Source organism: Lysinibacillus sp. OF-1, from assembly GCF_028356935.1.
In the GTDB taxonomy this organism is placed as follows: Bacteria; Bacillota; Bacilli; order Bacillales_A; family Planococcaceae; genus Lysinibacillus; species Lysinibacillus fusiformis_D.
On the sequence record NZ_CP102798.1, the window covers coordinates 4662127 to 4675669 of the forward strand.

Consider the following 13543-nt stretch of genomic DNA (forward strand, 5'->3'; position numbering starts at 1 on the left):
TAATGGGACACTATACGCCTCTTTTATTTCCCCAAACAAGGGCATGTAACTGTGGTAGTACTTTAACATCTCTTAATTCTTCATCCTTCATCACTCTATCAATCAATGCATGATATTTATCCAATAAATGCATAATTAATTGTGAATTGTCAGTTGTCATGAGATCATCATTACCGACTTGAAGATAAAAAGGAATCATTGGATATCGATGGTGAATTTGTTTAGCATAATCGTAATCCTCTTGATTAAAAACGACTATTTTGAGAGATATATGGTGATTACTGTTTTGATTTTTAAGCTTTTCGAAGATATATGAGAGCACCGAATAGTCTGTGGTCATTCCAGAACTAGGTGGCTTTGGAGAAATGGTCAGTTCATCAATCTCATGCATCCATTTTTGCCACCTACTTCCCTGTGTTTCCACCCCAATTTTTATGTTGTTTTCTTTTAAAATGGCAATGAGCTCAGCTAAATGTGGATTGAGTGCAGGATTGCCGCCTGAAACCGTGACAAATGAGAAGCCATTGCCTCCAAGACGTTTCAACTCAGTCCAAATCTCTTCCGCTGTCATTTGGACAATCAGATGCTTTCCACTGCCATCCCAAGTAAACGATGAATCACACCAAGAACAGGAATAATCACAACCTGCAGTTCTCACAAACATTGTCTTCTGGCCAACTACCATCCCTTCACCTTGAATCGTCGGTCCAAAAATCTCGATAACAGGTACCTTACTCACCTTCCATCCACTCCCGTCTCGCTTCTGCATAGCTTGTCGGAGTTTCATATAACCTAATAAACTCTACACATGCACCGTTATAGCTTGGTTCATCAAGCAATGCCTCTGCCAACTTTTCATAAATCCAAACTACCATGTTTTCTGCTGTCGTATTCATGGGTGGAAGCGTTTCATTTAAATAACGATGATCCAAATGAATCTCTATTTTTTGTTTCCATATTTTTTTTATATCGCCAAAATCAATCATCAAACCGCGTTCATCTGTGTAGCCACTCAATCCCAATACTACACGATAGGTATGACCATGTAGGTTTTTACATTTTCCCTCATAATGATGTAAATGATGAGCAGCATCAAAGGTAAATTCTTTGCTTACAAGAACACGCTTTGCATGATAGTTCAATTGATCTCTTTGAATATCCTCATCTATTTTTTGGAGCTTATCGACGATTTTAAAATCTAACATCCCTTAAGACTCCTTCCTATAACGCAAATACTCATCAAGCCCTTTTTTTCGCAGTTTACATGCTGGGCATTCACCGCAACCATCCGCTATAACACCGTTATAGCAAGTCAACGTTCTTTCTCGAACAAATTCCAATGCCCCAAAACGATCAGCAAGCTCCCATGTCTGTGCCTTATTCAGCCACATCAACGGTGTATCAATAACAAAAGAATCATCCATCGATAAATTTAACGTTACATTCAAGGATTTAATAAAAACATCTCGGCAATCCGGATATCCGCTAAAATCTGTTTCACAAACACCCGTCACGATATGCTTAGCTCCTACTTGACTCGCTAAAACACCAGCAAATGAAAGAAAGAGAAGATTACGACCAGGCACAAAAGTCGATGGCAGCTCACCATTATCTCCGTCTTCTACTGTAATATCTTGTCGTGTCAAAGCATTCGGAGCAAGTTGGTTTAGGAGTGACATATCAAGAGTATGATGCTTGATTCCAAGTTCACTCGCTATCTCTTTTGCACATTCAATTTCAAGACGATGCCTTTGACCATAATCAAAAGTGACTGCCTCAACCTCTTTAAAACGTTCCCTTGCCCAAAACAAACAAGTTGTACTGTCCTGACCTCCACTAAATACAACAATTGCTTTTTCCTGCTTCATCTATAAAACTCCCTTATATCGAAAAAACAGCACTCTAAGAAAAAGTGCTGCTTTCTTCTTAGTTTTTTTAAGAGGGTAGCTAAAAACCTCTTTCTTGATATAACTATTCAAATCTTCATTTATCGATTATCAATTTTTTCTGGATTAAGATCGTGATTTATTAAACGATAATTGGCAATTTCCTCGTATTTCGTTCCTGGCTTCCCATAGTTACACCATGGATCGATCGAAATACCCCCACGTGGCGTAAACTTCCCCCAAACTTCGATATATCGAGGATCAAGCAATGCAATTAAGTCATTCATAATGATGTTAACGCAATCTTCATGGAAATCACCGTGATTTCTAAAACTGAATAAATACAATTTTAGTGATTTACTTTCAACTATTTTTTTATCTGGGATATAGGAAATGTACATCGTAGCAAAATCAGGCTGATGTGTAAGCGGGCATAAACTAGTAAACTCTGGACAATTAAATTTAACGAAATAATCTCGATTGGCATGCAGATTATCTACAGCCTCCAATACCTCAGGTGCATAATCATATGAATACTTTGTACCTTGATTACCTAATAGGGTTAAATCCTTTAATCCTTCTTCATGACTTCGGCCAGACATAAAAAAACCTCCTTGTAAAATGTTTCCCAACACTTTTCAAGAGAGGCATCACCAAGCATTCTATTTAAAACATACGTAAACACATAAAAAAAAGCCACGTCCAATATGGACATGGCATTATTGTCATGTTTCCATAGTTTTTTATAGAGGGTATCCGCTATGAACCTCTCCCGTTCTAGTCCGGGCATTCTTTTCTTCAATATCGTACAAAAAATAATACAGCACGTCAAATGGATTTTTTTAAAAAATCTTTCTTGGTTTGAAAGCATTACTAAAGAATTGATTCAAAGGATTTAGAATCGGATTTTTATATTTTCTTTAGAACCGTCGCACTTACTTATGGTACGGTTCTCCCTGTCTTACTAAGTAGTAAAGCGTCATCGTAATCAAACCAAAAAGTTATACACTTTATATCCTTTCGGTTTGGCTCAATTTCAATTTTTTTAATTAACGCTCTTAAAAGTAACTTTCTTTGTTCAAAGGTAGCGGTTTTGTATAGGCTATCGAAATGTTCAAGGGCTTGATAAATCGTCTCTTTAGTAATAGTTGATTCGCTTTGTAAATCTTCATATTCCCTTTCAACCCGCCTCTTTCTTTCCTCCATATCATCTATATCCTTTAGGATTGATTCGGCTTGCATATTATAAACCCTCGCTCCAAGCTTTTCAGAGGAATAGTCACTATTAAGCTTATTTAATAAGGCTTTTTTCTTCTCCAGATTTTTACTATTCAACAATAAAGTATTTTTCATTGAGCTTTTTTCAAGTAGTTTTTGACTTTCAATCCTCTCAAGCACATCTTCAACTATCGTCATATCGTTTAATAGCTCTTTAACCCTTTGGAGTACCTTCTTTTCGATACTTTCTTTACCAATTAAATTTGATTTACAAGCTTTTAAGCCTTTACTGGCAAATGCTTGACACATATAGTATAAATGATAACCGCTCCCATCTCTTTTTTTCGACTTACTCATTACAGTTCCAGCACCACAAGCAGGGCAACGGAGAATTCCCGAAAGAATAAAATCGCCATGAAAATTTCTATTTTTTGATACACTCTCTTTATTAGTATTATTAATTGTTTGGGCTTTAGCCCATAAATCGAGGGAAATTATTGCTTCATGCTTTCCCTCGACTAAAACATAATCTTTAGTAACTCCATTGCGCCTTTTAGTATTCCAGTCCTTTCTCTTCCCCCATCTACACTTACCTATATAAACTTCATTCTCTAATATTGTCTTGATCGTACCGATACTAAAAAGATTTCCCTTTTTTGATCTATAACCTTCCTCATTTACGGTTTTAGCAATATATTTATATCCCTTACCTTCTGCCCTTAACTCAAATATTCTTTTAACGAGCTTTGCTTCCTCGGTATTAATAACTAGCTGCTTATTTATATTATTATAGCCTAGTACAATCCCACCGTTCCAATAGCCTTGTTCTGCTCTTTTTTCCATACCAGCTTTTACCCGACTTATAATCATTCCACGCTCATATTCAGCAAAAGTACCAATCAGATTTATGAACATTTTTCCGTCAAGAGTTGAGCTATCTAAATTATTATCGCTCACCAATAAACGGCAATTGTTAGGCACTAATACCTCATCTTGCAATTTGGAAATATCACTAAGTCTTCTGGAAATCCTATCTACAGTTTTAACAAGGATTGCTTGAAACTTGCCGTCATATAAATGCTTAAATAAACGCTGAATTTCAGGACGCTCATAACTTTTACCCGAATAACCATCATCAGAATAGACATCATAAACCTCCAAGTTATTACTTTCAGCATATTTCCTCAAAGCATCCTCTTGAGCTCCCAAAGAGTACCCTTCCTTGGCTTGCTCCTCTGTAGAAACTCTCGTGTATATAGCTACTTTCATACGATGTTTGGTCATATACTTTGCCTTCCTTTACTTATTTACATAATTTTTTATTATGCTAGCCAATATGTTAATTAGCTCATTTCTTTTTATTTCCCCAACAGAAGGAATAATCAGTTTTCGTTCCTTGTAATTATTATTTTCTCCCGCTTCCACTCGTCTCTCTCCCCTTGATGTAAAATTTTTATAGAATCGGTTCGTGTACACCTTTAGTTTTTATTTCACCGTAGCAATACATTCCCTCATAGAAATCTTTACGGTCTAATATTCGTTTCACCTGAACTTTCGTAAACCTTTTACCTTGCTGCGTCGAATAACCTTCATTATTTAGCTGAGAAGCCAATTGAGACAAAGACCAGCTTTGGAAATTCCCCTTTAACTCAAATAATCGTCTTACCGTTTTGGCTTCCTCTTCATTAACCCTCAGAAATTTTTGTCCCTTTTTAGCCGTATAACCATATATGGGTTTTCCTCCTGCATATTTCCCTTGCTTTGCTTTCATATTTCGTCCTCGTGCCAGTTTCATAGTTATCTCCATACGTTGATACTCGTCCAGTAACTCCATTAAACCGTTCACTAAAAAATCGTTTGGGTCTTTCTTATAAATGCTATAATTCGGCTGTTCAATACTTTTAACATCCACTCCAAATTTTTTTAGCTCTCGATGAACTAAAACTTTAACAATATCAGACCGCCATAACCGGTTAGTATTTAGCACAATTACGAAATCTACCTTAGAAGTAGAAATTTCAGTTAACATATCTTGAAAGCCTTCTCTTTCTACCTCTAAGGCTTCTTCATCTATTTTTGCTCCACTTATACCAGCATCGATAAAGCACTCTAGTAAATTCCACCCTTGCTTTTCACAAAATAATTTTATTTCATCTTTTTGATAAGTTAGGCTATAACCATCTTTTACTTGTCCTAAGGTAGAAACCCGTATATACCCTATTACGTTCACCATTTTCCCCCCAGCGTAACGGAAATTCTAATTATCGTAACGATTTAAACATTTTACCTTTATTTGGTAATTTATTACTAGGCAAGCATATTACGTACTGGTGTAAAATTACAACCCTAAGTTACGATGAATCTTACTAAGGGCATTTGCATTTTTGGGATATTGGTTTTAATTTTTAAAGGAATAAAGTGACTACCTTTTATACGCTAGAACACAGGAATAAGTAACTACTATGACAAATCTATAGAACTTAATGTTTTAAAGGATTGCAAAAGGTCTAATTTTCATTTTTAAACCACATAATCTTAAAGGTAGTGAACTGAATATAGTTTAGAAAATCAACAGTAATCTTATATCCGTCGACCTTTTTTAAATTCCCTTCAAGGTTTTTTAAACTTTCCATTATCTCAGTATAGTTACCCTTGATAATCTTTGGTTTCTCTAGGTTACTGCTTTGTAAATAAAGCCGTTTGCCAAAAGAACGTTTATCTGCTTTAAACTCAAACAAGTTCTTTATTAAATAATTTTTTAATCTCGCATATTTATCAATAAATTGAGGGGAATAAATATTCTTTACGTTGACTATTCCATGTCCCCATATATCTTGAAATACACCATTTCTTAATTCTCCAGTTGGTATATCAGGTATATTTATCAGCACATGGAAATGAACTGTACCACGGTTTTGAAAAGAACGCACAGCTAGATATTTAAAATCAGAATACTTATCACGCATACGTTTTATCCAATTGTCAAAATCCCGACTGGCTTGCTCTAGCGACACATTTTCCTTTGCATAAGTCAGAGTCACATATTTATCGCCTAGCTTAAAGTTCATATCCATTAAATCACCGAAAGTTTCCTTTTCCTTCATAGTAAGTTTCCGAGCTTTAGGCTCTCTCTTCTCCTTCTTACTATATTCCCTTTCTTTAGAACCGTTATTTTTCAAAATAGCTATTTTTATCATTTTCTCAATGGTGGAAAGTCCAGAATCCCTCTCTACCTTCATAATTTCTACTTGTCGTTCAGCCTTAGTTTTCTTAGAGGTATCTCTTTTCCTGATCTTTTTTCCATAACGCTTCACTTTGATGTAATCACCTATACGTTTCATTTCACTATCATAATATTCCATATTATCCCATCCTCTCAACCCATAGTCCCCCCGTTTTTTTGGGGTTTAATATAAATAAACCAAGAGAGATGAAGTGTACTCCGTAAATTCTCATGGAAACAAAAATTAAATGAATTAAGGCGGTTTTTTCACATTCAAGGAACGGGATGGTGTGTCTATTATCGGATTATAAGGAGTAGGAGCGGAAATAAACAGTGGACGGAGCGAAGCGAAGTCCTCCGAGCATAGCGAGGAGTGAGATTAGTTTATCTCTTGATTATTTCATTATGGAAAACGTCTCTTCAACGAGGGCATGAATCACCCATAAATATTAAGAAGTAGAAACTTCAGCTTCGCTGAAGTGCTATTTTTTTCACTTTCTTTCAAATAAGTCCTTTTCAATTGTCTGTGTCTCTGTTTCTTTATATCCATTTATATGCTCTAGCTTTTTTCTGTTCATTCAAATTTCAGTAGAGTATTCAGATGTAAATTTCATTCTACTTCTTAATATCCACCTATATTTTATCTAAAGCGTTAAAGCGCTAAAGTACACAAGTGGGCGTGTGGGGCTTTATCACCTTAAAGCGACATATAGTTTCATATTTCCACATAGATTTAGAACGAGGTGTGGGAAATACAGGAATCCTTAACAGCACGATCACACATAAAAATGCACATAAAAATCTTTAACTACTAAGTGCCGTTATCTATCTTTTTCCTTTCGAAGGAACCTGGTAATTTAAAGACAAACTCAATCCCTAGTTTCAAATGGTTTAAGGCTTTATAAACAAGGAATTTGCCATTTTATATCTTCTCCAGCTAAACTACCATAATTATTACGTCAAAAGCCCCTTAGGTGGTTTCTGGAAGTTTAGCAACCAGTCATCACCTAAGGGGCTTTATAGCCATTGGAGATTTGCTTATTTTTCATTAACTAATTTAACAAGACCTTTTTTAATAATCACAAAACCTCTTTCTTCCCATGCCTTCACAAATTTTTCAGTACAAGTTATCTCCACACCGCTCTCTTCATTTTTCATCACATATCCTTCTCGTTCGTTAGATAGTTCGTCATAAGCGTTCTTCATATTTTCCACTTCTTTCTATCGTATTTATGAGACCCTTTTTTCTCCTCGCTAATAAATAAGTTACTTAGTTATTAGAGATTTCGAGAGCTGTATATATTTTTTATCGAGAGAACTTTCTATATATTATTAAAATAAGCCCCCACCTATTTCTAATACGTTTCTTCTATTTCCAACACGTTAGCGAGATTAGAACGAGCTTCATATACTTGCTCTTCCAAACCTTCACCTACTCCTAGAACCATTTTTATAAATTGTTCACTTATATATTTTTCCTTATCAGTGTAATTGGCCGAATTAGTTTCTACTTCTCTTGCGTTATCAGAGATAGATTTTGTAACCTCATTACTCGGAAATTCACCATTTTCAAACGCTACGTTTAGTTCATGGAACGCCCATAGAGCATTACTATAATAATTTTCTCCAATACCTTCTGGTACATTTGGGAAGCTACCTAATTTATAGGCTAAAAATAATACTACGATAATTCCGATAGCCCATATAACCTTACTTTTCCATATAGGCTTCCTCTTTACCAATACATCATCCATTTTTAGCTCACTCATTAATATATTCCTCCTACTTTTTGATTATTCGTCTTTCTTTATAAAAAACATATAAAAAATCGGTACGCTTAAGCGTACCACTATATTATTTAGTATATGGTAAGTTTTCCTTAATAGTCAATATCAATCGATTGTAGGGAGAGCTATGACAAGAAAAGTCAAAGTGAAGATTCATGAACTAGTCAATCAAAGAGGAATTTCATTAAGGGAATTATCTCGATTAACTGATATACGCCATGCTGCTTTAAGCGAATTAGCTAATCAAAAAAGGCAAAATATAAACTTTAGTCATATAGAAAAAATCGCAGATACTTTAGAGTTAGATGATATTAGAGACATCATAGACCTTATAGAAGACAAAGACAAATAAAGTCGCCCTTATATGGGCGACTTACTTGTTTTCTAGAGCATTATATTAAAAATTCATTAGAACGGCAATTCATCATAATCTACTTCTATCTTTATTCTAGATAATCTCATATTTATATTATCTAATACTATTTTTTGTTTATAAGGGACTAGTCGTTGCATCAATTGATAAAAATCAATCACAAATGATAATTCAATATTGTTAGTCGAGTCATACGAAAAATTACCATTAATAAAACATTTTATTAATTCACTATTATCTTGAATGTAACGTTCCAAAGAACTATTTCGTATAAGAATAGCTAACTTACTCATCGTAACATTGAGATCATTGATAGGCTCGTAATAATTAACATAACTTTTGATATACATTGAAAGTATATCTGCAAAATCCCTATACACTTCTTTTTCTCTCTTTGTAAAGTTAATTTCACCTAGAACTCCTTGGGAAATGTCTATTCCAATATCATGGAATGATGTATATCTTTCAATAGGGTTTAATTTAATCATTTTATCAACGATATGCTCAAATTTAAAATTAGGAAGTTCTTTACCAAGGATATTACTAAATAATTTCCCTAGAAAATAAATTTCAGTTTGATGATTGTATATTCCTTCATCTTTCGTTTCATCTGGCCAATGGGTTACTGGCCAATTCAAAAATACACTTCTAGCATCTATATCGTGTTCCGTTAGTTTCTTTCCAAACCCAAAATCAATTACCTTAACTTTTCCACTATTATCTATCATAATATTTGCTGGACGAATATCCCTATGCAGTATTTTATTCGATTCCAAATATTCAAATGCTGATATCGTCTCAGTAAAAATTTCTCCCCAGCTCTTCCCTAAAAAGTCCGGTTCAAAATCTTCAATCGTAACTCCATCTATATACTCCATTTGCAGATAACCTAATTTATACTCAGGATATAAATAATAATTATAGACTCTAACTATATTAGGGTGTGAAATCTTAAACAATATTTTGATTTCATCTACAAATCGTTGATAATGTTCATCTATATAGTTAGTATCCTTTGGAGAGTATTTTTTAAATGCAAACAGCATATCAGTTGTCTCATCCTTAAAAAGATGTGTATCTCCCGTTCCACCTTCTCCAAGAGATTTAACATGTAAAAACTGTTTTTTTCTATCAAACTCAACTAAAGTTCCTGATTGTAACAAACATCTCACTTCCAATTCAACTTTAATAATTATAATATTAGCACAATTTGGTAGTAAGTGTCTTTTATTACAAATCAAGTTACGTCTCTAAAATAAGGCTTTTTAAAAGTATCTCTTATTATACAATCAGTTCAAACTTCCGCTTTACTATCACTTGTGATACGTTCTCCCTGTCCTTAAAAAGAGCACTAAAGCACTTGGTATTGGGAGAAGTAAACGTTTACCTCACTAATTACATTCCTAGTTACTTTAATATCATCATTTATTTTCATAAAATTTGATGTATGTAAAAGGAAAACCAGCATCTATAGTATGATCATACGTAAATAAATGATCTTCTGGATTATTTACACATTTTCCAAGCGCTCTATTAATTTGTTTATCATAATGTATATTAACCCTGCCCTGACATACAGGACAGATTCCATACTTCCTCACTCTATAAACAGTTTCATTCTCTTCATAAAGAATCGGATTATTATTTTTATAAACTATTCCATTCTTTTTTAACTCCGTAAATTTCCATAGAGAATCAATTGCATATATAATTAAACCTACCGTTATCATTACAAAAAGTGCAATATAATTACTCTTATTATAAATATAGCCTACAATTGTAACGACAGCCGAAACTACAGATAAAATACTTGAAATTTGCAATCTATATTTATAACCTTTTTTTCCTCCAATAATTTCCCCATCTAACTTATTTTCATACTTAACTACTTTTTCTTCTTTTTCTTGTATATTTAAATGAATTTCCTGCTTACTATTATTTCCTATCCCAATATTTACATTATTAGTACCAGCATTAATTATATTATTTCTTTCTTGTAAACTAGAGGATGTGCCGCAATATGGGCAATATGAAAATTCCTCAATAAAATCATTATTACATTTTAAACACTTCATTATACACCTCTAAACATTTTATCTTTTCTATCTAATCTTTCCTAAATAGAATTCATTCCTAGTGGTAAATATTCTATAGGACCTTATGAATCTTACTAATGAATCCTCGGACTCAAGACCATAATAAGGGTAACGTTGCAATTCACCCCATTCATTGACCTCTTCTATTAAATATTAAAAACCTATCAAAATTATTGCTAATAGTGAATTTAAAATTTATATCATCATCAAAATACCGATTCACTACCAGTTTGTTACTTCAATTAATACTAAATATATACTTTTTTATCTTTTATTCAAAAATCACTCCTATTTTTTTGTAATATTATGTATTTTAATAGTATCATAACAAGAGAGAAAATACTAAAAAATACGAACGTACTTTCCGAAATGATTATTAAATTTTTAGAAAAACATTCATAACAATACAAAAGATTAATTTAGTAGATATAGAAATCAAAACACATATCAAAAATAAATGAAAAAGTCATCTCTATGTAACATAGAAAGACGACTTTTTTATGTTTATCTATATAATAATTTCAAACTTCCGCTTTACTATCACTTGTGATAAGGTTCACCCTTCATAATCCTAAAACTCCGATAAACCTGCTCGACTAGTACGAGCTTCATGAGCTGGTGAGGGAGCGTCATTTTACCGAAAGATTGTTGTTCATCTGAACGTTTTAGCACGTCATCATGTAGGCCGAGGGAGCCGCCGATGACGAAGGTGATTTTGCTTTTGCCGTAGGTCATGAGGGATTCGATATCGGCTGCCATTTGTTCGGAGGTTTTCATTTTGCCGTTGATGGCTAGGGCGATGACGTAGGCATCTGGGCTTATTTTGGCTAGTATGCGTTCGCCTTCCTTTTTCTTGACGATGTCCATTTCGGCTTCACTTAGTTGTTCAGGTGCCTTTTCGTCTGGTACTTCAATCAAATCCATTTTTGCATAGCCGCCAAGTCGCTTTACGTACTCATCGATGCCCATTTTTAAGTACTTTTCTTTTAGTTTGCCGACTGATACAATCGTTATATTCACACGTTATCCACCTTTACAATTCATTTACAAACAAATTATCCACAAAAGTTATCAACATATCCACAAGTCACTTCTATATATTGTGTAAAGTTATTTACTTGATACAATATATTCTGCTGGCTGTTCACAGTAGCTACACTTTGTGGATAACTTTTTATCGTCTTTGATTTTATCCATAATTGGGAACACTTTTTGCTCTGCTACAAACATGTCTAAAGCGTGTTCTATATGGCTTTCACAGCTGTATTTTTCCATTTTTTTACGTCTCCTTATTTTCCGAAATTTCCACAAACTTATTCACAAATCAGTCTATGTTATCCACAACCTATTGTAACAAAGGAATGGCATGTATGGAAGAAATGCCTTCTTCTCACGTTTACTTGTACAAAAATAGTATTCACAATTTTCTAGTTATCCACAATATTTCATAAAAGCCTTTCTTCATCCTCGCAAAAAAAACGATGGAGAATTGTTAGATCTCCATCGCTCTTCATATTCTTTACAATGTATTACCGTTTGTTAATGTTAGTGATAGCTCGACTAATTTACCTTGACGGTAAACTTTTAATGTTAGTTTATCACCAATTTTTTTCTCATTATATAAATGCTTGCGTAAATCAATAGTTGTTTCGATCTTTTGACCATCCATTTCCACAATAACATCATATTGTTGAACACCTGCTTTTGATGCAGCTGAGTTATTCATGACATCTGTTACAACAACACCTGTTGTCACCTCTGCAGGTAATTTTAATGTTTGTTGCTGATAGAATGATGGGACATCTGTTAGATCTGCTAGTGACACTCCCATTGTTGGACGTTTCATTTCACCATTTTTCTCTAATTCCTCGATAATTGGAATAGCTGAATTAATGGGAATAGAGAATCCTAAACCTTCCACGGAGGATTGAGCGATTTTCATGGAGTTAATCCCTACTAATTCTCCAGCTAAGTTGACAAGGGCTCCCCCACTATTTCCTGGGTTAATCGCAGCATCTGTTTGTAATACTTCTTGTTGCCAATCTTCCGTACCATCACCATTTAAGTCTACTGGTACAGAACGGTCTTTCCCAGAAACTACACCTGTTGTAACTGAGCCGTAGAAATCTAAGCCAAGGGGATTCCCAATTGCAATAACTGTTTCGCCTTGTTTTAATACATCAGAATTACCGAATGTCGCAACTGTTTTTACATTTTTAGCGCTAATAGAAATAACAGCAAGGTCTGTCCAAACATCATGACCTACTAATTGAGCTGGTTCTTTCGTTCCGTCTGGCATTGTGACCTCTAACTGTTTTGCACCTTCAATCACATGGTTGTTTGTAACGATAAAGGCTTTATCTCCTTCAATTTTATAAACAACACCTGAACCGCTTCCTGCTTCTTTTGTCGTTGTTGATGGTGGACTCCAAAAACCTCCACTCGTTATTTCTTGAATATTCGTAATACCCACAACGGCTGCTGAAGCTTTATCTACTGCGGATGTCACATCGGTTGTTATCTCTGTCGCAACTTGGTTTATCGTTGTGTTATTTTTTCCTGTACCACTTGATGTTGTCCCAGGCATTTGATTGACTAGTCCAGGTAACATAAGCCATACAAGTAAAGCACCTATAATCACACCGATAAGACCACTAAAGAAATAGCCTCCCTTTCCTCCGCCACCGCCTTTCTTTTTATGCCGCTTGGCTTGCATTTCTTGCTCCTCACGCTCTAATCTTTCTTGAAGAGGTGATTTCGGTACTTCATCATTTTTTAAGAAATCACTGTTTTTATCATCATCTTGGAAATAACTCAAGTTCCTCATCCTTTCCTTTAGTGCTATTTGTTAATTGTTACCCTAATCTTACAATTCAAACATTAAAATCAGATGAAAAACAAATAAAATGGGCATAAAAATAGCTGCCCAAAGCATTTTTTTAAATGCCTTGAACAGCTCC

15 protein-coding genes and 1 riboswitch are annotated in these 13543 nt (G+C 34.3%); of the genes, 1 reads left to right on the forward strand and 14 read right to left on the reverse strand.

What is annotated here, in order from left to right; genetic code table 11:
- Positions 1-10: 10 nt before the first annotated feature.
- The 9 genes from queE to NV349_RS22945 all read right to left on the reverse strand — a co-directional run bounded on the left by queE (position 11) and on the right by NV349_RS22945 (position 8096).
- A complete protein-coding gene (gene queE, locus NV349_RS22905; RefSeq protein ID WP_271911940.1) occupies positions 11-739 on the reverse strand; it encodes a 7-carboxy-7-deazaguanine synthase QueE in 729 nt (242 codons plus the stop codon).
- The gene (gene queD, locus NV349_RS22910; protein WP_036119403.1) at positions 732-1205 is read right to left on the reverse strand and encodes a 6-carboxytetrahydropterin synthase QueD; all 474 of its coding nucleotides are present in this window, start codon (positions 1203-1205) and stop codon (positions 732-734) included. Before queD ends, queE begins: the two co-directional genes overlap by 8 nt.
- 3 nt (positions 1206-1208) lie before the next feature.
- A complete protein-coding gene (gene queC, locus NV349_RS22915; protein WP_271911943.1) occupies positions 1209-1868 on the reverse strand; it encodes a 7-cyano-7-deazaguanine synthase QueC in 660 nt (219 codons plus the stop codon).
- Positions 1869-1987: 119 nt separating this feature from the next.
- The gene (gene queF, locus NV349_RS22920; RefSeq protein WP_271911944.1) at positions 1988-2488 is read right to left on the reverse strand and encodes a preQ(1) synthase; all 501 of its coding nucleotides are present in this window, start codon (positions 2486-2488) and stop codon (positions 1988-1990) included.
- A gap of 127 nt (positions 2489-2615) precedes the next feature.
- A riboswitch (PreQ1 riboswitch) is annotated at positions 2616-2662 on the reverse strand.
- A 163-nt stretch (positions 2663-2825) separates the two neighbouring features.
- Positions 2826-4388: a recombinase family protein gene (locus tag NV349_RS22925; RefSeq protein WP_271911946.1), complete on the reverse strand. Its 1563-nt coding sequence runs from the start codon at positions 4386-4388 to the stop codon at positions 2826-2828.
- A gap of 169 nt (positions 4389-4557) precedes the next feature.
- On the reverse strand, positions 4558-5334 hold the full coding sequence (locus NV349_RS22930) for a recombinase family protein (protein WP_271913650.1): 777 nt from the start codon (positions 5332-5334) through the stop codon (positions 4558-4560).
- Between the two features lie 277 nt (positions 5335-5611).
- Entirely contained in the window at positions 5612-6466 is an 855-nt protein-coding gene (locus NV349_RS22935; protein ID WP_271911947.1) for a rolling circle replication-associated protein, read from the reverse strand.
- Positions 6467-7365: 899 nt separating this feature from the next.
- On the reverse strand, positions 7366-7533 hold the full coding sequence (locus NV349_RS22940) for a hypothetical protein (protein WP_205445382.1): 168 nt from the start codon (positions 7531-7533) through the stop codon (positions 7366-7368).
- Positions 7534-7682: 149 nt separating this feature from the next.
- Positions 7683-8096, reverse strand: coding sequence for a hypothetical protein (locus tag NV349_RS22945; RefSeq protein ID WP_271911949.1), 414 nt, complete (start codon positions 8094-8096; stop codon positions 7683-7685).
- 145 nt (positions 8097-8241) lie between these two features.
- On the opposite strand from NV349_RS22945, the gene NV349_RS22950 reads away from it, so the two are divergent.
- Positions 8242-8466 carry a helix-turn-helix domain-containing protein gene (locus NV349_RS22950; RefSeq protein WP_271911950.1) on the forward strand — a complete coding sequence of 75 codons (225 nt, stop codon included), beginning with the start codon at positions 8242-8244 and terminating at the stop codon, positions 8464-8466.
- A gap of 56 nt (positions 8467-8522) precedes the next feature.
- Here NV349_RS22950 and NV349_RS22955 read toward each other — a convergent pair whose 3' ends face one another.
- The 5 genes from NV349_RS22955 to NV349_RS22975 all read right to left on the reverse strand — a co-directional run bounded on the left by NV349_RS22955 (position 8523) and on the right by NV349_RS22975 (position 13401).
- Complete coding sequence (locus tag NV349_RS22955) at positions 8523-9650, reverse strand: protein kinase family protein (protein WP_271911952.1); 1128 nt, start codon at positions 9648-9650, stop codon at positions 8523-8525.
- Between the two features lie 258 nt (positions 9651-9908).
- Complete coding sequence (locus tag NV349_RS22960) at positions 9909-10562, reverse strand: hypothetical protein (RefSeq protein ID WP_271911953.1); 654 nt, start codon at positions 10560-10562, stop codon at positions 9909-9911.
- 561 nt (positions 10563-11123) lie between these two features.
- On the reverse strand, positions 11124-11603 hold the full coding sequence (gene rlmH, locus NV349_RS22965; protein ID WP_036119387.1) for a 23S rRNA (pseudouridine(1915)-N(3))-methyltransferase RlmH: 480 nt from the start codon (positions 11601-11603) through the stop codon (positions 11124-11126).
- A gap of 90 nt (positions 11604-11693) precedes the next feature.
- Complete coding sequence (locus NV349_RS22970) at positions 11694-11858, reverse strand: CxxH/CxxC protein (protein WP_271911954.1); 165 nt, start codon at positions 11856-11858, stop codon at positions 11694-11696.
- 244 nt (positions 11859-12102) lie between these two features.
- Positions 12103-13401, reverse strand: coding sequence for a S1C family serine protease (locus NV349_RS22975; protein ID WP_036119381.1), 1299 nt, complete (start codon positions 13399-13401; stop codon positions 12103-12105).
- Positions 13402-13543: the final 142 nt, after the last annotated feature.

Excerpts from the sequence above, each read along its gene's own strand:
- NV349_RS22970 (WP_271911954.1), bottom strand. The coding sequence starts at position 11,858 with ATGGAAAAATACAGCTGTGAAAGCCATATAGAACACGCTTTAGACATG.
- NV349_RS22940 (WP_205445382.1), bottom strand. The coding sequence starts at position 7,533 with ATGAAGAACGCTTATGACGAACTATCTAACGAACGAGAAGGATATGTG.
- queC (WP_271911943.1), bottom strand. The coding sequence starts at position 1,868 with ATGAAGCAGGAAAAAGCAATTGTTGTATTTAGTGGAGGTCAGGACAGT.
- NV349_RS22935 (WP_271911947.1), bottom strand. The coding sequence starts at position 6,466 with ATGGAATATTATGATAGTGAAATGAAACGTATAGGTGATTACATCAAA.
- NV349_RS22950 (WP_271911950.1), top strand. The coding sequence starts at position 8,242 with ATGACAAGAAAAGTCAAAGTGAAGATTCATGAACTAGTCAATCAAAGA.
- NV349_RS22925 (WP_271911946.1), bottom strand. The coding sequence starts at position 4,388 with ATGACCAAACATCGTATGAAAGTAGCTATATACACGAGAGTTTCTACA.
- queF (WP_271911944.1), bottom strand. The coding sequence starts at position 2,488 with ATGTCTGGCCGAAGTCATGAAGAAGGATTAAAGGATTTAACCCTATTA.
- NV349_RS22960 (WP_271911953.1), bottom strand. The coding sequence starts at position 10,562 with ATGAAGTGTTTAAAATGTAATAATGATTTTATTGAGGAATTTTCATAT.
- NV349_RS22945 (WP_271911949.1), bottom strand. The coding sequence starts at position 8,096 with ATGAGTGAGCTAAAAATGGATGATGTATTGGTAAAGAGGAAGCCTATA.
- queD (WP_036119403.1), bottom strand. The coding sequence starts at position 1,205 with ATGTTAGATTTTAAAATCGTCGATAAGCTCCAAAAAATAGATGAGGAT.